Consider the following 23,148-nt stretch of genomic DNA (forward strand, 5'->3'; position numbering starts at 1 on the left):
CTCCGGATTAATCGCTAGAAAGGTTATGAAACACTGTTTTAAAAACAATCCTAGCCCCGAAGTACACATCAAACCACTGACTGAGCGTCACTTTCCCATTGTTTACTTTTTTTAACTATACTTCAGCGTTTTGTGAAAACATTATGCAGCTGCAGTAATTTGCCAATCATTACGGCCTGCGCTCTTTACTCGGTAAAGCGCCTTATCAGCAGCTTTGTAGGCATCTGGAAAGGTGGCTTCCCCTGCGGTAAAGCGCACTGCCCCAATACTCAAGGTGACCCTTTCATTATGCGGATGCGCAGGGTGTTTGAAATCAGCCTGCTCTAAAACAGACGTCAATTGATCACAGTAGCCAATCAATAACGCGTCATTATCACAAGGCAATACTGCGGCAAACTCATCCCCGCCTAATCGGTACAGTTTTGCTTTTGCTCCAAGTACATATTTCAATAGACTGGCTAGGCGCCGTAACAGTTGATCACCCTCTGGATGCCCCAATGAATCGTTGTACTGCTTAAAGAAGTCGATATCGACCAAGATCAAAGCAAGCGCAGCCCCTTTTTTGGCAGCGACATCCTGATGAAGCGCACTGCGGTTACCTATCCCCGTCAGCGGATCGCGCATCGCATGCTGCATCCAGGCTAGGGTTTGCTTAGTAGCGCGCTCTGTACGCCGCAACTGACGCTCATGCATTCCCCAAAACAGCAACCCTAGTGCAAAAATCACCATACTCGAATAGGTGAGAATCTGATTATGCCGCCGGGTGTTTTCAGAAAACTCATTAATTGCCATACCACGCAGGTCGAGCTGGTTCATCTCAATGTTTGTTAAACAATCAATTGGACCCAACAATTCAGCTGCGGCATCAAACGGCGTCACGGCATTTTCTTTAAGGCGCTCTGTTAGTAAATTGAGGGTTTGTAAACTCGGCTGGGTACAGCTGTACCTTTGACGATATACCTCGACATCAATTAGCCCATAGGCAAGATCGAGATTAAGCCTAACCATTTGTCGTTGTTCATCATCAAAGGGCTGTTTGCCTAACAAATGTTGCTGGGCAAGCTGTAAATATCCCCGTGACCTGGTGGCCAATTGCTGCCCTGTCAAATTGCCTGTTTGGCTGAAGTAAGCCTGTATTTCGGGATATACCCAGCGCGCCTCATAAACAATAACCACCATCAATGCCATAAAACTCATGAGGCTCAATGATAACCACGTTACATAGCGGCGCTTCCTCGCTAAAGGAGCGGGTGGTGGCAGTGGTACGGCAGGTGGAGAAGGGGGCGGCTTAGTGATCACCAACGGGCCTCAATACTTCGAATCATCCATATCCAGTCATTGAATTCACGTAAATTTTTGATATCACGCTGATCATTATAAGCCTGATCAACCAGCCGCAATGGCCCTCGCGAACGCAATGTGAGTAGCTCTCCATCCTCTTCCGTAACCATTAACCACTTGGGATCATCCCAGCCACCTAACGTCACTTCGTAATCATCCCATGTCGTAAAGTGCAATGCGGGGGGAACTTCACCAAACTGATTAATTAGAAAGCGACGGAACTCAAGTCCGTGCATATCTACTTCTCGCCCTTGAAAAGGATCAAATATTGACAAGGTAATCGTAGACTGTTGACGCAACTCGTTAAGAGAGAGCGCTGTGGTTTTCTCACCATTAATTACGCTTAATGCCTGAGCATAGACCGGCATTGATAGCCAGCTAAGTAATAGTAGGATGCAGGCAACAATGGCTTTGGGATAATGATAAGCGCAACAGCGTATGACAACGATTAAATTAACAGCATTCATGGCAAATGGCTTCCTAGCGGTACAATGCCTTATTGTGCTGCCAGATACTTTACCAGACGGTTAATGCGAATACTCGGAAACAGTTTTTAATCAACAAAAAAAGCCGGCCCAAATGGGCCGGCAACAGGAAGCTCGTTGTTAAAAGCAAGCTCCCTCCCCTGACGACGGTCACCACAACGGCGTTAATGCTTTTTACGTTCATCCTTACGGAGGTGGTCGCGTACAATAAAACCTACCCAACCAATCATAAAAGCAATCATTAACGCGACAGTAACTAGACCGAAAATAACAGCATCATCCCAGTACATGGTGATCCCCTCCTGCCGTGATGTATGACACCATCCTAGTGCGTTAATCGCGGCAGGAAGCTGACCTGGGTCAAGCTTTTCAGCGGGGTTATTTGCGGCCTGTCAGGAACTTGATATGGGTCAGTTTTTAACGCTCAAAATACGCTTCAGCATTAAAATACGCTGTCAATTTTGAGCACGCCGAAGATCTAAAGCCTGTAAAACTTGCAGCCCTTAAAACTTGCAGCTAAAGCACTTTTCGATCTTCTACTTTGCTGTGTTCGGTTCCCGGCGGTAGAGGGTGGCCTTTCGCCAGCTCTGCACGGGTTGCATCACGCACATCCAGCACGTTGACTTGATAGCGAAGCGTGTGGCCTGCCAGCGGATGATTTGTATCGACCGTTACCATGTCCCCATCAATACTCATCACCGTGACAATTTGCGGGCCTGCTTCACCTTCTGTTTGGAAACGGCTACCTGGTTCAAGTGCTGCGCTGCCAAATGAGGCACGACTCACTTGTTGCACCAAGTCTTCATTACGGATGCCGTAGGCATCAGCAGGCGCAAGCGTGACACGCAGCTCATCTCCAGCGGCTTTATCTTCCAGAGCACTCTCTAAACCGGGCAAAATATTATCGTGTCCATGAAGGTACTCTAAGGGCTTATCACGCGCGTTGGAGTCATCTAGCACGCGGGTACTGCCATCGCTAAGCACATCGCTTAACACGTAGTGTAAAGTGACTACTTGATGGGCTGTAATCGACATTGAAAACTCCTCTCCGGTAAGCTATCGGCTTTGTCATGGATATCAGGCCTAGTCTACCACTGAGCGGTTTTTAGCGGGCCTCGATGCAGACGTTTTCTTTCCTGGAGTGTTAACCAATATGCCCACCCCTACTCCCCAGCGCAGCTGGCTGGATGCGTTAGGTATTTACTGTCGTGCGCCTGTCATCACCATGCTGTTTCTAGGTTTTTCAGCAGGCTTACCTTTTTTGCTGGTGTTTTCCACTCTCTCTGCATGGCTACGCAGTGACGGCGTTGAAGTGGCCGCCATTGGCTTCTTCGCCTGGATTGGCATGCTCTACTCAATCAAGTTTTTTTGGGCGCCTATCGTTGACCGGCTTGCCCTGCCAATCCTGACCCGCACGCTTGGCCAGCGACGTGGCTGGATGCTGCTTGCCCAGGGGATGATTGCGGCAGGGCTAATTGGCTTAGCGGGAGTCAGTCCCGTAGGCAACTTAGGCTGGGTAGCAGCCTTTGCGCTGCTGATAGCCTTTGGTTCGGCCACCCAAGATATCGCCATTGACGCGTATCGCATCGAATCCGCAGATGACGATGTACAAGCAGCGATGGCCTCTACTTACATTATCGGTTACCGCGGTGGGCTATTAGCGGCAGGTGCCGGGGCGCTGTATGTGGCATCAGCGATTTCCTGGAACGCAGCGTATCTCTGCATGGCTGCGCTTGTGGGCATTGGCGTGCTCACCGTGCTGATTCGACCTGAACCAAAGCGCGCATCGTTGACGGTTCAGCTCATTCACGAACCCAAGGTACGCGCATTCATTCGTGCCAGCCGTGGCCAGCCAAAAGTTTTGCGACGTCTAGGTGCTTGGGTGATTGGTGCCATTGTGTGCCCTTTTACCGACTTCTTCCGCCGCTACGGGGTGAAGGCGTTGGGCATTTTAGTGTTTATCGCGGTGTTCCGAATTAGCGACCTTGCCATGGCCTCTATGGCAAATCCGCTGTATATCGATTTAGGCTTTTCACTGGCCACCATCGCCAACGTCACCAATATTTTTGGTATTGCCATGAGTATAACGGGGGGCATTCTTGGCGGCTTGCTGGTTGCTCGCTACGGCATTGGGCCATTGCTGGTCATTGGCGCAGGCTTTGTCATGGTGACCAACCTGCTGTTTGCCGCGTTAGCGTTGATAGGCAACCAACTCCCCATGCTGGTCGTCACCATTATTGGCGATAATCTTGCCAATGGCTTAGCCAGCGCCGTCTTTATTGCATTTCTTTCCAGCTTAACGTCGCGGGCTTATACCGCCACCCAATACGCACTGTTTTCGTCGCTAATGACATTACCAGGGAAGTTTCTGAGCGGTTTTGGCGGGCTGGTCGTCACGGCCCAGGGATACGCCACTTTCTTCGTAGTGGCCACCCTACTCGGTTTGCCCGCCATTCTGCTAGCCATCTGGATCAGCCGGGATAAGCAGTTGGTGCCTACCCCAGTGATCGCAGAGGCAAAATAAAGCTAGCGGTGATCCGCCAACCACGCCAGCGCCCCTGGCGTGGTGCGCCACTGGTCACGCATCAAGGTACGATACTGCCACGCTTCCGCACGGGAGCCAGGATCGACTTGCCCATCCGCGTGAGGCATTGAAGGCCGCGGGTTCTCGGCACATAACAACTCTATCGCATGGCGATTATGAGCGACCACATCCGCCAGCGCTGCTTCAGCGGCATCGTGCTTTTCCAATCGATACAGCGCCAGCGTACGGCCCATTAATAAACCCAACTCTAAAGAGCCATCATCTTTTTGGGGCTCATCAGTGAGCGCTAGCGCTTCTTCATTGCGGTCATCACGCAGCAATTGATCAAGTACTAACTCTCTTAAGCCAAGACTATCTTCCTGGTCTATGGCTAGCAGCTCTTCAGCCAACTCACGGGAGTGCTGGCGCGCGCCGCGCTCCATGCCCACCACCAGCGCAAGGCCGGTACGCAGCAGCATGGCGTTATCGGCATCATCCCAACACAGGCTACCGTCACCGGCTGCACGGGCCTGCTCAAGCCAGCGAGAAAGGCGCAGTGCCAGCGGTTCCAGCAGGCTCGGCGCCATCCACGGCAGGCTACCAAAGCGGCTGGTCAGTGCTAACGTTACATCTTGCACTACCTGGGGGGCATCTAACCATTCTGGGTGAGCACATAGCTCAGACATCCACTCTATCGCGTTGCCCCAAGGGTCATCGCGAAAGCCCAAGGCGACCTCTTCATCGACCATGACCTGAAACTGTTCGTGCCAAGCCGCAAACAGGGTTTCTTCACGAGCAGTGGTGGTGTAGTGCAACCTACCGGAATCGGCATCTTGCTCAATGGTCAGCTTCGGTGCGATTGGAAGTGCCGCCAACAGCGCCTGTAGCGATACTAGCGGAGTCGCCATATCTTCTTCGGCGCTCAACAGCTGGTCGGCCAAGGTGGCACCAGGATTTTCAGCTAGAGCAGCAAGGAATTCGAGCTGCTCTTCATCCAAGTCGCCCTGGCGAACCAAGCGGCGGTACCAGAAGTTAGCTCGCTCTTTGGCCTCTTCCTCATGACCTTCATGCAGCAGCAACATGGCTTCAATGTAGGCTAGCGTCGGTGAATCCGGTAGTGCCTGCTGGGCTTTTACGAACGCAGCGCGGGCGCTGTCCAAGTCGTCGTTATCCAGGTGCATGAGGCACAACCGCTCAAGCGCCACGCCGCGCAAAAACAGTGGGCCGCGCTCCATAACATCATCAAGCAGGTCAGCACGCTTGCGGGTAAACCCACGCTCTTGATAGATATCTAACAGAATTTCAAACGCAGGCTCGGCCTGCTCCGGCAAGCGCGACCAATCACTACCGTCGAACAGTGACTCAAGAATCTGCATTGAACGACCGGTTTGACCGCTTTCAGCAGCAATTAGCCCGGCTTCTAATAACGCCTGGGCAGGTGCTTGCTGACTTTCCAGCGCTGCTTTCAACGTAGCACCTTTCCACTCACGCAGGGAAAGCATCCACATCATCTGCTCAGGAATATCCGTGGGGAAGTCAACGCGGTAGCAGCACTGTTTGAATTTACGCCCTGAATCACACCAGCAAGGCTCGTTACGCCCTGGTGTGGCCAATGGTTCGTTCGCAAAATTAAGCCGCTCTAGCGGCGTTTGCGACCATAAAATAGGCGCAAGCGCCTGGGCAGTTGCCACATCGCCATTAAACGAATCTGCGCCTTCGGCACGTACCCAGGTCATAAAATCGGGGTAGTGTTCCTGTTTCCTAATTGCCGAGAGTGCCCCAGAGGCAAATCCCAGCAGTTGATCGACCCATACCGCCAGCATTGCCGTCTCCACTGTCTTCAAAACGCGATTGAAAAGCGCAATAGTCTAGCATGACAGGCAGCTCTCCCGCAGCGGCAATTAGTTAGGGTCTACGCGCCCAGGCTAGCAGCGGCTCGGTGCGCGTATGCATATCCAGACGCGCTTTCAGACGTACCAAGTTCCAATAGTGCCCATTCAGCGCCCGGGAGAGCAGCAAGGTATCCGCAGGCGGTTGCAGCCGATCCATGGCAGCCCACACTTTGGGCGTTAGCTCGCGCAGGCGGCGGTGTACCCGCACATCGCTGAAATCCTGCTCACCAGGGAAAAATAGTGGCGACACGCACTCAGCGGACTCTCGATAAAGCGCTAGCGGCGCACCCTGCCCCTGGCGGCCGCCCATTTTCATTAACGCATCATCCATTGCCATCGGGTCTTGCGCCAAGGTGGCGTCTAATAGCTGCATCATGGCTTTTAGACGCGCTTCGGGCACAGGTATCACTGCACCAAAATCGTAGATGACCAAGCGCCCTTCAGCATCCGCCGCAAAGTTACCGGCGTGGGGGTCGGCATGCAGCTCTCGATAGGTGAACAGCTCTTCGGTAATCCAATCAGCCAACGCCACGGCCACTTTCTGACGAGTGCCATCATCGGTGCTTTCTAAATCCCGCAGCGGTGTACCGTCTACAAAGCGCATAGCAAGGACATGCTGGCCAGATAGCTCAAACAGTGGCTCAGGTATGACCAACTGAGGATTATCCTGGTACCGCTCGCGATAGCGAGCCAGCGCTCGTGCTTCGGCGTGATAATCCAACTCTTCACGCAGCCCCGCCGCCAACTCTTCAAACAGCGCATCCAAACGCGCTTGGGGTACTTTGAACCAGCGGCCCAAGCTCATTATCCGTTTGACCTGCTTAAGATCGCTTTCCAACACATCCGCAAGCCCAGGGTACTGCACTTTTAGCACCACGGTTTCACCCTCATGGGTGACGGCTTTATGCACCTGCCCCATGGAAGCACTGGCAAACGGACGCTCTTCTATATCGCTAAAGTACTGATCAATATCGCCGTACTGCAGTAGCAGCGCTTCACGAATACGCGGCCAAGGCATTGGCTCTGCTTGACGCTGCAAGCGAGCAAGCTCATTAGCTAGGTCTGGGGGCAGCAGGTCATCCCACTGGGACATAATTTGCGCTAGCTTCATGGCCGGACCTTTCAGCTCCGAAAGCCCTTCAAACAGCGCTTCACCAAGCGCCCGCCAATCAGCTTGACCACCTAGACGAGTTTTCAGCAGCGCCCCGCCAGTGCGGGCACCCAGACCCAATAAACGTCGTGTTCTGCCGCGCTCGCGCATGGAAATCGCCTCATTAATTGCTTTTTGACAGCTTACTCAATTTGTTAATTTTATACAAAAACTATACACAGAAATAAATTCATCCATCTACAAAACAACCTACTAGCCATCTATCACACGAGCTAGACGCTAACCTGTTGCCGGTTCTGCTAAGATGGCAACTTGTTGTTACCAGACAGGGCTAGACACTGTATGCGCTTGATTATCGCCGAGAAACCCAGCCTTGCACGGGCCATAGCCGACGCGCTGCCCGGCAGCGCAAAACGCCAGGAAGGCGCTATGGTCTGCGGCGACACCACCGTCACTTGGTGCCTAGGCCACTTGCTAGAACAAGCCCCGCCCGAAGCCTACGATCCTGCCGATAAACAGTGGCGGCTAGATCGGCTACCCATTGTGCCGCAGCAGTGGAAACTGATGCCGCGCCCCAAGGCGCGAGGGCAACTGGCAGTGATTCGCAAGCTGATTAAGCAGGCCACTAGCGTGGTGCACGCTGGCGATCCAGACCGCGAAGGCCAGCTACTGGTGCAGGAAGTAATTGAGTACATGAAGTATCGCGGCCCCGTTCAGAGGCTGCTGATCAGTGACCTTAACAAACCCGCCGTGAGCCGTGCGCTGGCCAAGCTGCGCTCCAATATGGAATACCAGCCGCTGTTTCAAGCGGCCCAGGCGCGCTCGCGTGCTGACTGGCTGTATGGCATTAACTTAACCCGTGCCTGGACACTCACCGGCCGCCAAGCGGGACATGACGGCGTGCTTTCCGTTGGCCGTGTGCAAACACCAGTACTCGGATTGATCGTGCGCCGCGACAATGCCATTCGTGATTTCAAGCCTCACCCGTTTTACCCGCTATGGGTGGATTTACAAGTGGCCCAAGGCCAGCTGCGCGCCTGGTGGGCACCTAAAGAGCACCAGCCCTTAGATGAGCAAGGACGGCTGATTGATCGCACTCCCGCCGATGCCTTAGCAGCACAGCTTCCCGGCGCACGAGGCACCCTAACCACCCTCGATCAACAGGAAAAACGCCAAGCGCCGCCGCTACCCTATTCGCTTTCCGCGTTACAAGTAGACGCCGCGCGCCGCCACGGGCTCTCCGCACAGATGGTGCTGGATATTTGCCAGCGGCTTTATGAACAGCACAAGTTAATTACCTACCCCCGTTCCGACTGCCGCTACCTGCCCGAAGAGCATCTAGCGCTGGCCCAGCGCAGCTTAAGCAGCGCCTGCCAGAACGATGACACGCTGCGCCAGTGGTTGGGCGGTGCTGACTTTACCCTGCGCTCAAAAGCCTGGAACGACAAACAGGTAGGCGCGCACCATGCCCTAGCGCCCACCGGCAAGCCTGCAGACTTTAGCCAACTTTCCGCCACTGAAGGCCATGTATTTCGGTTAATTGTGCGCAATGTGATGGCGCAGTTTTATCGGCCGCTGCGCACCTTTGAGGTGAAAGCAGAGTTCACCCTGCTAGATGAAGCTTTCCGTGCCCGCGGCCAGAGCATTCTTGATCACGGTTGGAAGCCACTCTTCACCACCCGCGACGAAACTCCGCCGCTACCGCCGCTCACTCAGGGGGAAGCCTGCCAAGCGCTTGGCGCAGGCGTTGAGGAGAAAGAAACTCGCCCGCCGGAACCATTCACTGATGCCAGCTTGATTAAAGCGATGATGAACATTGGCCGCTACGTAGATGACCCTAACGTGCGCCGCACGCTGCGTGACACCGATGGCCTTGGCACCGAAGCAACCCGTGCAGGTATTATTGAAACGCTGGTGCAGCGTGGCTACTTAGTGCGGCAGCAAAAAGCCCTGCGTGCCACTAAACTCGGCTGCGCGCTGATTGCCGCCTTGCCAAGCGCCGTAAGCACGCCAGAACGCACTGCGCTTTGGGAACAGCGGCTTAGGGCGATCTCAGAACAGCAGGATGACCCCAGCGCATTTCAGCAAGCACTCCTGGATGATCTACGTGGCCTACTCACCCACAGCGATGCGGCCAAGCTGAGACACAGCCTACAAACTGCCCAAGGTGAGGCCGGAGGCCCAGCAAAACGTGCAACTAAGCCAAGAAAAAGTTATCCAAAAAGGAAAAGTGCCGGGGCCAGAAAGAAGACGAGCTAAAAGAAAGCTTATAAGCGCACATTGCTTACTTGACGCTGATAGATGAGTGGCAGGAGACGGCTTGAGATCATCCCAATTGATCACAACTCATAGCTGACTTTATTAGCCACCAGCAATCATCATATTGCCGACTAAACCGAGCAAGAAGCCAGTAACTGCTCCCACTGCGGGCATGCTTTGATGTACAAGCTTAGATTCTGGTGCAATATCCTGGAAAACTAAGTAAAGAATTCCCGCACTGGCGAACAGCATTAAAGCGCCCATCAACTCGTCATACTGGGACAGCAAATAATACCCTGTGGCGGCAGAGGCAGGACCTACTAACGCTAAACCGCTAAAAGCTAGCACGATTTTATTTGGTGAGAGTTGAGAGTTACTACTTAACTCCTCAAAGGCATTAAACCCTTCCGGTAAGTTTTGCAAAACCATTAGCAGCGCCAGCAATAAGCCAGCGCTTCCTCCAGCGGCGAAAGCTGCGCCTAAAGCAATGGCTTCTGGAACAAAATCAGAAAGCATCGCAACCAGTTGACCAACAGAGCTGTTCAGCCTACTTAAAAAAGCATCCAAAAGATAAAAGCATACCCCTCCCGCGGCAAAGCACAACGCGGCCAATAAAGGAGACAGCTTGCTCGCTCCCTCAGGAGCTAGCACCAAAGCGACTGCCGATATAAGCGCACCCCCGCCAAAAGCAATGATGAAATGCCGCCAAGAAGCACCCAAGAAATAGGGGTGCACAAGATCAAGCCGAGCGAGCAATGCCCCCGTGGGCATTGCCGCGCCAGCCAGCAATGATAATAATAAGATATAGGTAATTTCAGTCATCGATATTGGCTATCACTTTTCTTATAGACCTTAATATTCAAACAATACTCTCTCTACTTTACAGAACTTGATAACTCGTCCGACAGCAGTGGCGGCATCGGGCAGTCGAGAATATCGGCTATTACCCGGAACAACTCTGCTTCGGCCGGGCGAATATGTCCGCTATGCTCAATGCAGCGCGCCATGGCTTGCAGAAAAACGGGCTTTTGCAGCGGCTTTAAACGTCGTAAACGCTCCACAGCCAAGCTTAATGCCTGCATATCACTTACTTCGTCAGTGGCAGACAAGGCGAACGGCAGCTCGCTTTCCGCTGCATTCAGCGCTGCGCTAATCTCTTCAGAATTATCCTGGCCAGCAGTTGCCAACACACTGAGCAGGCGCTGGCACTCTCGCTGTAAATCACTGAGTTTAAGATGTGAGAGCACGCTGTTCTTTTCGCCCAGATTGTTCAACAGCAGCTGATACAGCGCCCATTCAAACAAGCTGACGTGGCCATCCGCGTTGATTAATTGCTCCATACAGAGGCGAAAGTGCTGAGCCTGCTCAACGGACAGCAACTTTAAGGCTGGTAGTGCCAACTCAACCAGTGGTAGACGTAACCCGATATTCAGCCTCAATACCTCAGGGCCAATGTCCATCAGCGCTTGATAAGTATCTGGCAAGGCAATTTGTTGTAATGCATCTAACTGCTGCTCACGAACTGATGGTTCATCACTTAGCAGTAGTGCATAAATTAACGCTCGGGCGGTATAGGGTTCCTGGGCCGCAGTTTTGATTCGTTCTGGCAGCGCATTTAGCGTTGCCCTGGCTTGCGCCAGGTGGCGTTGACTGGGCTGGCCGATGGCGTTAATGGCCGCTTGAGCAGAAGCCGCGGTTAATACAGCAGCTAACGTCCCTCTGCTTAGTTTCGCATCAGAACGGTCTTTACTGCCATCTTCACTATCATCTTCATTATCTACTGAGCCAGGGGCGTCATGGTCAGTTTGCTGCGGGGGCCAGCGAACCTCGAAGCGACCATCCCAGTCTGGCATTACCCGCTGAATACGCTCTTTTAGTGGCGGGTGGGTCGCCATCATACGCGTAAATCCCAGCTTGATGCCCTGGCCGAAAAACAGGTGGCTGAATTCGGCTGCCTGCGGCGCTTTCAGGTAAGAACCCTGGCTATGCGAGCCAATCTTAACCAGCGCATTACCAATGCCATAGGGATTACGGGTGAACTGAACTGCGGAAGCATCCGCCAGATATTCGCGCTGACGACTGACCGCTGACTTAATCAGGTTGCCAAAAAAGGTGCCCGCATAGCCGACCACCATTAGCGCCGCTCCCAACCCCAAAATTACCGCCGCGGAGTTGTTACGTTTACTGCCCCCAGCACGCCGATAGCGCATGCTACGTAGCAAAGTACCGCCCAATAGCCCAATCAGCAGAATACCGTGGAGGATGCTGACCAAGCGTATGTTTAGCCGCATGTCGCCGTACAGAATATGGCTAAACTCATGCGCGACGACCCCCTGCAACTCTTCCCGTGTCAGGTTGCGAATGGTGCCACGGGTAATACCGATCACCGCATCGCTGGTTTGGTACCCTGCCGCAAAAGCATTAATGCCCTCTTCCTCTACGACATAAACGGAAGGCACCGGCGTGCCCGATGCAATGGCCATTTCTTCAACGACATTGAGAATGCGGCGTTCATCGGGGTCCTGGGTCATTAGATTAATCTCGCGCCCACCGAGCGCTTCTGCGACTGCCCGGCCACCACCACTTAGCTGACGTTGTTTGAATAGGCCGCCTAGCACCACAATAGCCAGCACCCCGACAGCCACACCAGCAACTAGCTGGAATGAGAGCGCGGACCATACTCCCTGCGCCGAAAGGCTGGTTTGTTCTGCGCCACTCATCAGCTGCAAAGCGATGGCAACCACCAGTGTCGTCACGGCAACCAACGCCAGCACTGCTAGTACCAGCAAGACAACCAGATGCCAAGTTTTGCGCCGAGCGTGTTCCTGAGCAGTGAAAAAATCCATCTAATCCTGGCTCCTGCGCAGTAGCTTAGAACGACACTTTGGGTGCCACTTGGATCTGGGCGCTGTCTTCAAATTCTAGCAATGAGGCATCTTGGCCATGCCCAAACATGCCAGCCACCGCCACTGGGGGGAAGCTCTGCCGATAAGTGTTGTAGTGCATCACCGCATCGTTAAATGACTGACGTGCAAAAGCCACCTTGTTTTCCGTGCTGGTGAGCTCTTCTGACAACTGCATCATATTTTGCGAAGCTTTTAGGTCTGGGTAAGCTTCCATGACGACATTGAGCCGTCCCATCGCTTGAGTTAGCGCACCTTCAGCACCACCAAGATCAGCAATCGCTTTGGCGCTACCAGGGTTCGCCGCCGCCGCTTTAAGTCCGGCCACTGCCGTGTTACGAGCCTCAATGACCGACTGCAGCGTTTCCCGCTCATGGCTCAGGTAGCCTTTGGCGGTCTCTACCAGGTTAGGAATTAGGTCATGCCGCCGCTTAAGTTGTACTTCAATCTGGGCAAAGGCATTCTCAAAGCGATTTTTCAACGAAACAAGACGGTTGTAGATTCCGATAACGTAAAACGCGATAACGGCAACGACTACCAAAACAATGATGAGTGTCAGCATTTGGGTCCATCCTTAGAGTTAGCGGAAAAGTGCTAGCGGAAAAATAATAGCATTTGAGCTTCAGATGCGTATTAACGAAAGCGCGCATTTGGCCGCACTACAAACCAACTGGCCAGCACCAAACTACCAAACAGGGTATAAACCACGATAAATACCCATTCCGGCAAAGTGAAATAAAGCAAGCTCTGCAACCAATATTGAACAAAAGAGCCCGCATAAGTGTCCGCCCCAGCCTTGGCCCGTAGCGCCATTTCCCACGTAGTTAATGGGCAAACGATGCCAAACCACGCCTGCACGACCACATAACCAATGGCACACAGATGAATGATCCGGAATGTCCGATGTCGCACCCACTGCCATTGCAGGAAATACCCTGCGTAGATGGCTAACAGACTGACGACAACAAACGCCACAAACAGCACATGGAGAACTAAAACCAAATCTGCCAGGAGTAACAGTAGCGTTTGTTGAGACATAGCCATCTACGTCATCCTCAAAAAGTGATCAACCTCCCTATCGACAAATGGCTAATTAAATTAGCCAATATTGAATAACGAACCCATGTACGCTGTGACCTGTATCATCGACTGTGGCCATAAGCCTGTCGTTATTACACTGACGCCGCTCTCTTTTAAACAACAATCAATAGCATCAAGGAGTTATTAATGACCACACCTGTCACACTACGTGAACTTTCAGGGCTTGAGCTCACCCCTAGCAAACTTTCTGAGTCTGCATTAATCCTTATCGATTGCCAAAATACCTACCGGGAAGGCGTCATGCAGTTAGAAGGCGTGGAAGAAGCCCTGGTAGAAGCCAAAAAACTCCTTGAAAAAGCGCGCGAGGCTGGTACTCCGATCATTCATATTCAGCATAATAGCGGGGAAGGATCGCCTTACGATATTAATGCGCCCATTGGACAGATCGCGGATATAGTGAAGCCGATAGACGGCGAGCCGGTTATCACTAAAGCGTTTCCCAACTCCTTCGTGCAAACCGACCTTGAAGCTCAGTTAAAAGAGATCGGCTGCAACAAACTGGTGCTGGCTGGTTTCATGACCCATATGTGCGTCAACTCCACTGCTCACGGTGCATTCAACCTTGGGTTTGAAGTAACAGTAGTTGCCAGCGCGACAGCTACCCGCTCGCTTCAAGCTGACCAAGGCAAGATGTTATCAGCTCAAGCGGTTCATGAGGGGGCGTTAGCGTCAACGCGAGATCTGTATGCCGCAGTGGTGGATACCGTCGACGACCTCCCCGTTTAATAAGCGGGGAGATCGTTTAACTTGATGCGCGGCGAGGAGGAGGTGTTATAGCGCCTAACTTGTTAGGGCGTTTGCGCTTCGTCGCGTATCACTCTGAGCGAAGTGATTTCAATGGTAAGCGCATCACGCGTTTTTTCTAAGTCACTTACCTGCTCACTGACCGCGGCAAGCTGGGTATTGGCCTCTTCAATCTCAGCGTTGAGCTCTTCAAGGTCTTCTTCTGCCTGCCTCCGAGCCTCTTCTGCATCTTCCTGCGACTGTTGAGCGGCATCGCGGGCTGCTTCAGCCTCTTTTTTATCCTCATCTACCTCGGCGTATGTTTCATTCAATTCTTCTAGGCGGCCCTGCTTTTCGTCTACTTGCTCATTTAGGGTGGCAACCTCTTCTTCGCGAGATTCACGCTCACCCCGTAAAGTGGTCAAATCGTCTTCAGCATTGGCAATATCCGCTCGCGTTGAAGCAAGCTCGGCTTCAGCTTCGGCTTGCTCAACCTCTAGCGCGTTCATTCTCTGCTGTAAGGTTGCTAGATCAAGCTCTGCGGCTTCGACCTCAGACATCTGCGCCTGAATCTGCTGATGCTCTCGCTCAGTTTCGGCCAAGCGCGCTTCGAGCGCTTCCTTACTGTCTTGTCGCGACCCTGCAATGGTGTGCGCAACGATAGCCCAGACCACCGCAATAATGGCGATGGCTAAGATCACCTTTACACGGTTGTCGCTCAACAGTTCAATCGTTGATGGTTTAGTAGTCCCTGTCATTGGTGCATTCCTCTCGCTTAAGGGCTATCGCTACTATGATGGCTAACATATGAACGCTAGCGGGTCTTTAACTGATCCATTGTTAATATGAAGGAAAGTTCATGGTTCGGCTAGGAGCGACCATTCAACACATACCAATTTAGCATTTGAATTAACTGCCCCAATTATCTCAATACGCCTAGCGGGCACTTCCCACTCATTGCGATCATTGAGCGCCAGCACCACCTCGTCAGGCGGAAAAACCAAAACAGCGCGTTGCCAGAAACTCCCCCTTACCAACAGGGACGGTACATGTGGTGAATTCTGGATCTGCCAACACCAGCGCCATAAAACTAGCCATTTCATCGGCATGAGAAGTGGCGTTATCCACCACAAGAAGCCCACCTTCTCTCAAGACCCGCTTAATATTCGGCCACCACTGTACATACTCAGAACGGTTAGAATCGAGAAAGAGCAGATCGAATGAAAAATCGTCCACGCTTTCCAGCAACTTGCCAGCATTACATTGCAACGGGGTAATGTAGTCAGAAAGCCCCGAGCGCTCGAAATTCGTGGCGGCCAGATCGAACTTGTATTCGGAAAGCTCTACTGTCGTGACGTGCCCGGAAATCTTCTGAGCTGCCTGGGCAAACCACAACGTGGAATAGCCATTAGAGGTACCAATCTCCAGCACTCGTTTTGCATCCGTGGTTTGGGTAAGTACTGAAAGAAACTCCCCCGTATCACGAGTGATATTCAGCATACGATGCGGACGATCAGCAATGGCAGCATCGTTTTCCTGGCCAAATTGCTCTAACTCAGTTAGCAACTCGCGTAATGATTCGACCACACTTGCCCCCTAGCAATCTAAACAGCTTTAAAACGAGAGCCGACTGGTCAGGCTCAAAAGATGGTAAAACATCATGCCCACTTAGCTTAGAAACGTAACGTTTTTAGCTTAACGCACATCATGCACTTCGCCAGATTGATCGAAGGCCTGAAATTGGCCAGGAGCGGATGTTAAAGAGTTTTCAGATTAATGATGTTCACAACATCTATTCCACGCCCCCTTCCCTAAAACGCGGAGCGTGGCGGTCTGGAAATGTCAGTTTCCGTCCTTAAATTTTGCTTTACAATTGCCGCTCATGCACATGGTACAGTAGTGCTCTCTATCCTCATGCTGGGTACCCTCAGCGATGATAATGCCGCAGCCGTTGCAGAACAGGGTGCCAATCCCGTCTTCGAATTTCACAATTGCATGTTCGTAGTCCATAAAGTTCTCCGCGAAGACCCCATCCTGCAAGAACGGGTAGTAATAGCTTGTCAGCAAAAGCCGATCTTTATCTGATATTTCCTTCGATGGCGCTATCAGGCGTCAGTTCAATTTCCTCTCGACCATCAGGTTGATACAGATAATAACAACGCACCTAAACAGCAAAGGCTAAGCAATTCTCTCCCTGGCAACAGATGCATTCAGTGCCATGATTCTCGGATATGCAACTCTGCATCACCAAAGTTGGCTTGGCCGCTATCGGCCAAAAGCGGACATTCACCGCAACTGAAATAACAGGTAATACAGCGACAGCGAAACCGTTAGCTACAATTTTAAGCTAGGTCTAAATCTCAGTCATCACTAGTCTGCTCGCCCGCTATCAACGGCCTTGACCTTCGAAGCAATGCTACCAAACTGAATTAATACCTATACACCAAGTGATCATAATTACCATCAATAAATCCAGCTTCAACACCAAATAGGCCTCCAATTTCTTTTAACGCACAGAGAACGTCTTGTTGAATCCTCTGCATGCTTCTTTCTGAGAAATCGTGCTGGAACTTTGCTGCAAAACTGAACCCTATATAAACTACCGGGTCCTTATAATGAACAAGATAGTTACGCATATCAAAAAGATTCTGAATACCAGCTCTCCAACTTGAATCCCCATAAGGCAATCGAGAGATTTTGTACAATTTTTTAAGCTTGTCTATTGTGTTTCCAGAGCTTCTTTCATCCTCTTCTTTAGCAATTGGGTGAGCATGCCAGACCAAATTTACAAATGCCTCAAATGCAATAGCCCAGCCAAGAATAGCTTCAATACAGAGCGCTATAGTTTCATCATCTTCAAACCCTGGACCTTTAAAGAAATAAGGCTTTCCAGACTCTGGCACGGAATCAGGAACCTTAACCATCCTCTTCTTAGCTTCATCAAAACAATTGTTTGCTCTCTTTAGCATGAGTTGTTCAACATTGAGCCTGTATCCATATGTCATATATTTCACTACGCTTCAAAGGTTAATTAAGCTGCCTTTTTTCGGCCACGAGCGGACATTTAGGCGACACTGATTAATGCCTAGCATAAAGGCAGTTTGTGGAGCAGAGGGAACCACAATTTACTAAACATATAGGCAATTGATTTCTTATGTAAATCCATTCTCATTCCTTGCAGCTAACATCACAACTAAATAACCAGCGCAGCTTTGCTGCGTCCAGCGCCGAAGGCGCGAAACCGATTAATTTGTTAGCTCACTCAAACCGTTTTAGATATTTCAGAGGCCGCGCTATGCCGACCTTCTCTTCCAGCTTCTTCTTCACCAACACTAATAATATCTTGTAAAACACCAGCAAAGCTGCGAGGATTTTTGTTTAAGTGAATGCCAACAAATGTTCCCTTAAAAGGCAACTCCGCATCAACTTTATTGCCATTTTCACATGTTAACTTTCTTACCCCACTTCCTACACAAAACCAACCAAAGCTATTTCCTAACTCAGACAGAACATATAAACCAAATCCCGAATTTTTATATATATTTTCTTTTTCAGACATGTTCTGAGTACGCGTAACACCTGGTTTTATAGCCTCTCTCAGCGCATCTTCTTCCTTTAATTCATATGCGGTGCAAAGGGTTTTGTGAACCCCACAACCTTCATCAATTATTGCTATTTCAGAATGACCATTTACCCATCGTTGTCCACATATGAAACATGAGTCTGAACCAGAGTGTTCCAAAGCATTTCTAATCACTTCGCGAATTGAATAACTAAAACCTTTTTTGGCTTCTGCATTGTCTTCACCGGCTAAAACATTAGCTAACCCATCAGATAGAAAAACGATTGCATCGATCAACTCCTCGCCCGTCTCAGCAATAGATTCATCTAACTCTGCACGTCTTATTTCTCGAATAGGCAAATATCTAGTATTTCCTTTTGCAACACCTACGTTCTTTCCAACATCTTTCATACCAGCATAATCAAAAAAACCGAGATGCATTAAATAAGAGTGAGCATTATTTTTTTCTGTAATACCTGATTTAGTAGTTCTTAAACCTAATTCACGGCGCCTACTTATCCACCTGCGGAAATAACTTCCCGCAACAAGCATTGCCATTGGTTTGGAGAATTCTAAAGGAGAGAAGTCAACGTTCACATTGTCTACAGTTTGACTTTGCGAAAGATCTTCCTGAAGTTTACCTAGAGATGAAGGTTGAAATTGACGTGGCAATCTAATTTCCATATTTTAAATCTCACCCTATGCTTAACTAATACCTGGCGGATGCAGACTCTGAGTGCAACACACTCATTGGATGGTTGATGGGCTTTCATGGTACTTGGCCATCAGCTCGCTCATCACTTCTATCGGACATTTAAAATCAAAGCGTTTTCGAGGCCGCATATTCAGCTCAAAGGCAATGGCATCCAGCTCTTCCTGGCTATGTACTGAAAGGTCTGTTCCTTTCGGTAAATATTGACGGATAAGGCCATTGATATTCTCATTGGCTCCCCGTTGCCAGGGGCTATGGGGATCGCAAAAGTAAATCGCAACACCGGTTTCTTGAGTAATTTTTGCATGGTGTGTCATTTCACGCCCCTGATCATAGGTCATGCTTTTTCGAGCGGTGGTCGGCATTCGGTTCAGAGCAGCACTAAAGCCTGCTACGGCGGATGTGGCGGTGGCATCGTCCATTTTTGCGAGGATCAGATAGCCACTGCTAAGCTCTACCAAGGTGCCTACCGCGGACGCGTTATTCTTACCTTTGATCAGATCGCCTTCCCAGTGGCCGGGCATTTCACGCTTACTGACCTCGGGCGGACGTAAGTGAATGCTGACCATGTCAGGGATCTGACCACGTCGATCCACTTCGCCACGGCGAGGCTTGCGTGTGGTTTTACCTTGTCGCAAGCAGTGAATCAGTTCCTTGCGAAGGTGGCCAACGGGCAAGGCATAAATGGCCGTGTAGATGGTCTCTCGGCAGACGTAGGCATCGCGCAAATCAGGTAGTTTCATCGTCTTGAGCTTGCCGCTAATTTGTTCAGGAGACAAGCGTCGCCGCAAAATATGCACGATGAGATCAAACCGCTCGGTGCCTGGCAAAAGCTTACGCGCAGGACGACAGACTACTCGACGCTTTTCTCGCTGACGTTGGGCGTGCCGGGCACAGTAACCGTTCTGGGCCATTTGGTTACGGCGTATTTCACGAGATATGGTTGAAGGAGCTCGCCCTAAGAGCTGGGCAATGTGCCGAAGGCTCATCCCTTGGGCTTGACCCACTTGGATGCTGGCACGTTCTTCAATGCTGAGTTCGAGGTAAGACATGGGACAACACCTTAGCGAAATGCTCAGGTGTTGCACTCAGTTTCTGCGGCCAAGCCTAAATCCGTGAAGCCGACACCGACACAGATCGGCTAGTGCCGTTTCTTGTGGCGTTGGTCGACGTTGACAGCCTGTTTTGCCCTGCATTTCAACCGATCGAGCACGCTGACTCAGGCTAACAGCACCCGTTAGCCCATGAATGCGCTGCCTTGCCCAATAAACGGTCAGCATGGCGACCTTTTGGGATAACGCAGTCGAGTGCGTAGGGTGTTGAGCACCGTCATCCGCCCGACAGTTTACTTTTTAAAGTTGCAAAAAATGATGAGCACTAATAAAAGCATTTCTACCAGTTAGGGCAGATTCCTGCGCATTAAAATCAACTGTTGTCGTTCGACCTTTCACGATCATTCCTATTACCTGATGAAAATCATTTATTACAGGCCCGCCACTATAACCTGCTCCTATTTCGGCATCTACCTCATAATTATCAACTGTTGAAATATTTACATGTGATGTTATAGATGTTTTGAGAACACTTACAGTAGTGTGTCCAGACATATTATCAGGAAAGCCCACCAGTGAAACCTGGTAACCAGGAAACATTTCTTCTTTATGATATATATCTAAGCTTTGAAATATTTTATTAGGATTATCAACAAATTCTAGCTCAACTATATCTCGATGCTTACATTGCTTCGCCACCTTCATTAAATATCTAACACTGCGTTTATTTATCCTCGAAATGTAACAATACTCGGCGTCATCAGCTTTACTAAAAACGTGTGAACAAGTTAAAACTTTTTGATCTTTAACCATAAAAGCTGTGCCTTGGATAGACTCAGCTTCTTCAGTAACGTTTTTAGCTCCTTCGAAATCCAGAATCCAAACACATTCTTGGAGCTCTCTCTGCTTTGCAATGTCTCTGTATTTTTGATCGGTATTAACAAGCTTAGAAGTTCGCGTAGGAAGCTTTTTCTTCAAAGGAAGTCTATTGAATTTTTTTGCAAGCATTTGATATACGGTAGAGTCTACTCCCTTAATCATACCTATAAAATTAATTCTACCGGCCACTACTTCTTCAAGCCTTTTTGGTTCTTTTTCAGGAAATTTTTCCCAAAAAACTACATTGGCAGCGTCAATATCACCAGACAACGCATGAATCATAGCCTTAGTTGTTCTTATATACCGTCGATCAACATTAACTTTTTTATTGACTTTCAGTCCTGTAACAACTTGACGGGACCGAGAAAATTCACCACGCGTTTTTTGTTTATTTAAATAAAATCCGCTTTTTTCTACAATATTAATGAATTCATTAGATGGTTGAAAAGCACCTTCTGTGGAAGAGCACACACCTTTAAAGTTATTATTTTTAAAAGAGAAAGTTATATCGTCAGCATAGCGTGTATAGAAAGCATGATTCTTTTTCGCAAGCAACGACAATCGACGATCAAGCTGCCGACTTATCATATTTGATATTACGGGTGATGTAGGAGCACCTTGAGGAATAGATCCATTCAAGCAACAGATTGTAGCAATAATTTGAGAGGTGTCTGAACGTAGGCTATATGGGGGAGCAGAAAGCAATCCCCTTACTCGACCGAAATTTATATGGCCATAAAAATCATTAAGGTCAACATTAAACACTAACGCTTTATTCACATGGGGACTAGCATTATAAAAGATCCCCCGATTCTTAATAAATGCTGTAGCGGCCGGGTGAGGAGTATATAAATCTTCGAGCAATGGCTTCAGCTTATTTTGAAGATATTTTAATCTCTTATCTGGGGCAGCAATAGCGCGCACACCGCCAAGTTTCTTTGCAATCTTAAAGTTAGTATAAAGATTATTTGGTCTAACTTTATAAACTGTAAAGCATAAATTTGGGTAAGTAGTTCCTAGTAGTGTAGATAGCTGCCTAGGTGTCGTATTAGTGTCTAGCATCAAGGCCGCCTTCGGGGTTTCACTTTACGCTATTCGAGATGCAACCGTAGACACTGAGGATACCATTTTAAGCTTACAGTGGCAGAGCTGCGATTAAGGTGCTAACTTCGTTGTCAATCAGCGGCATTTGTCTCCGCCAAGATTAACCCCCGTTAGGCGGCATCAACAAGTTAGCACCACCAAATATAAGATTCAATATTTTTTCGAAAAAAATAAGCGCTTACAATTAATCTGGTTAAATATTTTGCACTTCTTTTTCTTCCTATCCTTTCCTATAAGATGGGTTTTGAAAATCCATCGAGCGTGATATGTGATACAAGTATTAAACAACTCACCTTATAGCTGGATATAACGCTTTAGCATGTTTATCCACAAACCCCAGCCTAAAACACTCTATGTTATTGATATAAATAACATAATTTAAGCTGGATTACATATCCAAAATTCTAACGCCTGCTGCATCTCCCTACACGTCTGCTTTGGGTCGAAAACGGACTTCTAGCCAGGTGTCTAATCGCAGTAACCGTCTCCACTTACTTTTATTCAACAACCTGCAACTATCAAAATCCACTTAGCCTCAAAGCTAGCAGATAATGATTGCTGCCGTCATTAGAAATTGGTCGTCTAGCGCTGGTTTCACTATGGACAGGCGCGTGATGCCGCCACTAATTGTGAATACGGCATCCCTGATCATGATTAATTCGTCGGTTTCCTGACAGTCTAAAACCACCAAACGCCTATTACGCAGGCCGTTTGGCCAGCAGTGCCCACACGCCTGCTGAAGAAAGCAATGTTCCGCCGACAATATTGAAACGGCGCTGGGCGCGGCGTGAGGCAAGCATTTTGCGCACGGATGAGGCAAACACCGCGTAAAGCGTGGCATTGAGTGTCGCTAACGCCACGAACGTGACTGCCAAAATCCACAACTGCTGCCCCGCATTAGCACCAGGGCTAACAAATTGCGGCAAAAAAGCGACGAAGAAGATGATGCCCTTGGGATTCAGCGCCGTTACCAAATAGGTATTGGTGAACAGCTTCCAGCGCGACCCTGATACGGCGGGTGTTACCGGCTGAACCGACGATATCCCGGCACGCAACAGCTTTATGCCCATATAGAGCAGGTATAAACCGCCGATCCATTTGATAACGGTGAACCAAAACGCCGAAGCGGCCAAAACAGCACCCAAGCCAAGTAGCGAAAAAATCAGCGCCGTGGAATCACCTAGAGCAACCGCAGCGACAAGCGGAATATTAGCGCGTCGGCCTTGGGCGATGGAGTAGCTGACAACCGTCAAAATCGTCGGCCCAGGAATAGCGAGCAAGGCCACGGATGCAAGCGCAAAGGCAAACCAAATTTCGATAGACATGGGACAGCACCTTAGACGTGGTAATGACTAAGTTAGCATAAGCCGCGGCAGGCTGAAGTACCCCTTTAGCAACGCCCTCTGATATCCCCACTGTTTTGACGATGTGAGCTCCCCTTGCGGTCGAACCCGCACCATATTTTTAACTAAATAAATATAAAACGTTGACGAAATATAA

At 49.8% G+C, this 23,148-nt stretch carries 21 protein-coding genes; 3 read left to right on the forward strand and 18 right to left on the reverse strand.

Annotation, left to right across the window (positions count from 1 at the left end; genetic code table 11):
* Positions 1-141: 141 nt before the first annotated feature.
* The 4 genes from J4377_RS10100 to J4377_RS10110 form a co-directional block, all read right to left on the reverse strand.
* Positions 142-1,197, reverse strand: a complete 1,056-nt coding sequence (locus J4377_RS10100; protein WP_095603076.1) for a diguanylate cyclase — start codon at positions 1,195-1,197, stop codon at positions 142-144.
* 98 nt (positions 1,198-1,295) lie between these two features.
* On the reverse strand, positions 1,296-1,808 hold the full coding sequence (locus tag J4377_RS10105) for a hypothetical protein (protein ID WP_120386848.1): 513 nt from the start codon (positions 1,806-1,808) through the stop codon (positions 1,296-1,298).
* A gap of 182 nt (positions 1,809-1,990) precedes the next feature.
* The gene (gene ccoM, locus J4377_RS18845) at positions 1,991-2,116 is read right to left on the reverse strand and encodes a cytochrome c oxidase subunit CcoM (protein ID WP_267900570.1); all 126 of its coding nucleotides are present in this window, start codon (positions 2,114-2,116) and stop codon (positions 1,991-1,993) included.
* A 226-nt stretch (positions 2,117-2,342) separates the two neighbouring features.
* A complete protein-coding gene (locus J4377_RS10110; protein WP_095603078.1) occupies positions 2,343-2,861 on the reverse strand; it encodes a peptidylprolyl isomerase in 519 nt (172 codons plus the stop codon).
* A 118-nt stretch (positions 2,862-2,979) separates the two neighbouring features.
* Between J4377_RS10110 and J4377_RS10115 the strand changes: the two genes are divergently transcribed.
* On the forward strand, positions 2,980-4,350 hold the full coding sequence (locus J4377_RS10115; RefSeq protein ID WP_120386846.1) for an MFS transporter: 1,371 nt from the start codon (positions 2,980-2,982) through the stop codon (positions 4,348-4,350).
* Positions 4,351-4,352: 2 nt separating this feature from the next.
* Here the strand turns inward: J4377_RS10115 and J4377_RS10120 are convergent, their stop codons facing one another.
* Positions 4,353-6,173 (reverse strand): SEC-C domain-containing protein, encoded by a 1,821-nt coding sequence (locus J4377_RS10120; RefSeq protein WP_120386845.1) that lies wholly within the window; start codon positions 6,171-6,173, stop codon positions 4,353-4,355.
* A gap of 82 nt (positions 6,174-6,255) precedes the next feature.
* Entirely contained in the window at positions 6,256-7,503 is a 1,248-nt protein-coding gene (locus tag J4377_RS10125) for an AarF/ABC1/UbiB kinase family protein (RefSeq protein WP_038485007.1), read from the reverse strand.
* A gap of 192 nt (positions 7,504-7,695) precedes the next feature.
* Between J4377_RS10125 and J4377_RS10130 the strand changes: the two genes are divergently transcribed.
* Positions 7,696-9,612 (forward strand): DNA topoisomerase III, encoded by a 1,917-nt coding sequence (locus J4377_RS10130; RefSeq protein ID WP_253485429.1) that lies wholly within the window; start codon positions 7,696-7,698, stop codon positions 9,610-9,612.
* A 102-nt stretch (positions 9,613-9,714) separates the two neighbouring features.
* Here J4377_RS10130 and J4377_RS10135 read toward each other — a convergent pair whose 3' ends face one another.
* The 4 genes from J4377_RS10135 to J4377_RS10150 form a co-directional block, all read right to left on the reverse strand.
* Complete coding sequence (locus J4377_RS10135) at positions 9,715-10,434, reverse strand: ZIP family metal transporter (protein ID WP_253485431.1); 720 nt, start codon at positions 10,432-10,434, stop codon at positions 9,715-9,717.
* Positions 10,435-10,487: 53 nt separating this feature from the next.
* Positions 10,488-12,458 carry a M48 family metallopeptidase gene (locus J4377_RS10140; protein WP_253485432.1) on the reverse strand — a complete coding sequence of 657 codons (1,971 nt, stop codon included), beginning with the start codon at positions 12,456-12,458 and terminating at the stop codon, positions 10,488-10,490.
* Positions 12,459-12,483: 25 nt separating this feature from the next.
* On the reverse strand, positions 12,484-13,077 hold the full coding sequence (locus J4377_RS10145) for a LemA family protein (protein WP_038485032.1): 594 nt from the start codon (positions 13,075-13,077) through the stop codon (positions 12,484-12,486).
* 71 nt (positions 13,078-13,148) lie between these two features.
* Positions 13,149-13,559 (reverse strand): DUF2784 domain-containing protein, encoded by a 411-nt coding sequence (locus J4377_RS10150; protein ID WP_253485434.1) that lies wholly within the window; start codon positions 13,557-13,559, stop codon positions 13,149-13,151.
* 183 nt (positions 13,560-13,742) lie between these two features.
* On the opposite strand from J4377_RS10150, the gene J4377_RS10155 reads away from it, so the two are divergent.
* Positions 13,743-14,342, forward strand: a complete 600-nt coding sequence (locus J4377_RS10155; RefSeq protein WP_120386837.1) for a cysteine hydrolase family protein — start codon at positions 13,743-13,745, stop codon at positions 14,340-14,342.
* Positions 14,343-14,404: 62 nt separating this feature from the next.
* Here J4377_RS10155 and J4377_RS10160 read toward each other — a convergent pair whose 3' ends face one another.
* The 8 genes from J4377_RS10160 to J4377_RS10195 form a co-directional block, all read right to left on the reverse strand.
* The gene (locus J4377_RS10160) at positions 14,405-15,097 is read right to left on the reverse strand and encodes a hypothetical protein (protein ID WP_231657061.1); all 693 of its coding nucleotides are present in this window, start codon (positions 15,095-15,097) and stop codon (positions 14,405-14,407) included.
* A gap of 229 nt (positions 15,098-15,326) precedes the next feature.
* Positions 15,327-15,926 carry an O-methyltransferase gene (locus J4377_RS10165; RefSeq protein ID WP_253485436.1) on the reverse strand — a complete coding sequence of 200 codons (600 nt, stop codon included), beginning with the start codon at positions 15,924-15,926 and terminating at the stop codon, positions 15,327-15,329.
* 255 nt (positions 15,927-16,181) lie between these two features.
* A complete protein-coding gene (locus tag J4377_RS10170) occupies positions 16,182-16,349 on the reverse strand; it encodes a hypothetical protein (RefSeq protein ID WP_167520875.1) in 168 nt (55 codons plus the stop codon).
* Positions 16,350-16,768: 419 nt separating this feature from the next.
* Complete coding sequence (locus tag J4377_RS10175; RefSeq protein ID WP_253485437.1) at positions 16,769-17,344, reverse strand: hypothetical protein; 576 nt, start codon at positions 17,342-17,344, stop codon at positions 16,769-16,771.
* A gap of 257 nt (positions 17,345-17,601) precedes the next feature.
* A complete protein-coding gene (locus J4377_RS10180) occupies positions 17,602-18,573 on the reverse strand; it encodes an ATP-binding protein (RefSeq protein ID WP_253485440.1) in 972 nt (323 codons plus the stop codon).
* A 75-nt stretch (positions 18,574-18,648) separates the two neighbouring features.
* Complete coding sequence (locus J4377_RS10185; protein ID WP_253485442.1) at positions 18,649-19,665, reverse strand: IS30 family transposase; 1,017 nt, start codon at positions 19,663-19,665, stop codon at positions 18,649-18,651.
* Positions 19,666-19,965: 300 nt separating this feature from the next.
* The gene (locus J4377_RS10190) at positions 19,966-21,606 is read right to left on the reverse strand and encodes a reverse transcriptase domain-containing protein (RefSeq protein WP_253485444.1); all 1,641 of its coding nucleotides are present in this window, start codon (positions 21,604-21,606) and stop codon (positions 19,966-19,968) included.
* A 740-nt stretch (positions 21,607-22,346) separates the two neighbouring features.
* Entirely contained in the window at positions 22,347-22,973 is a 627-nt protein-coding gene (locus J4377_RS10195; protein WP_038485060.1) for a LysE family translocator, read from the reverse strand.
* Positions 22,974-23,148: the final 175 nt, after the last annotated feature.

The organism is Halomonas sp. XH26 (assembly GCF_024138895.1).
Classification (GTDB): Bacteria; Pseudomonadota; Gammaproteobacteria; order Pseudomonadales; family Halomonadaceae; genus Vreelandella; species Vreelandella alkaliphila.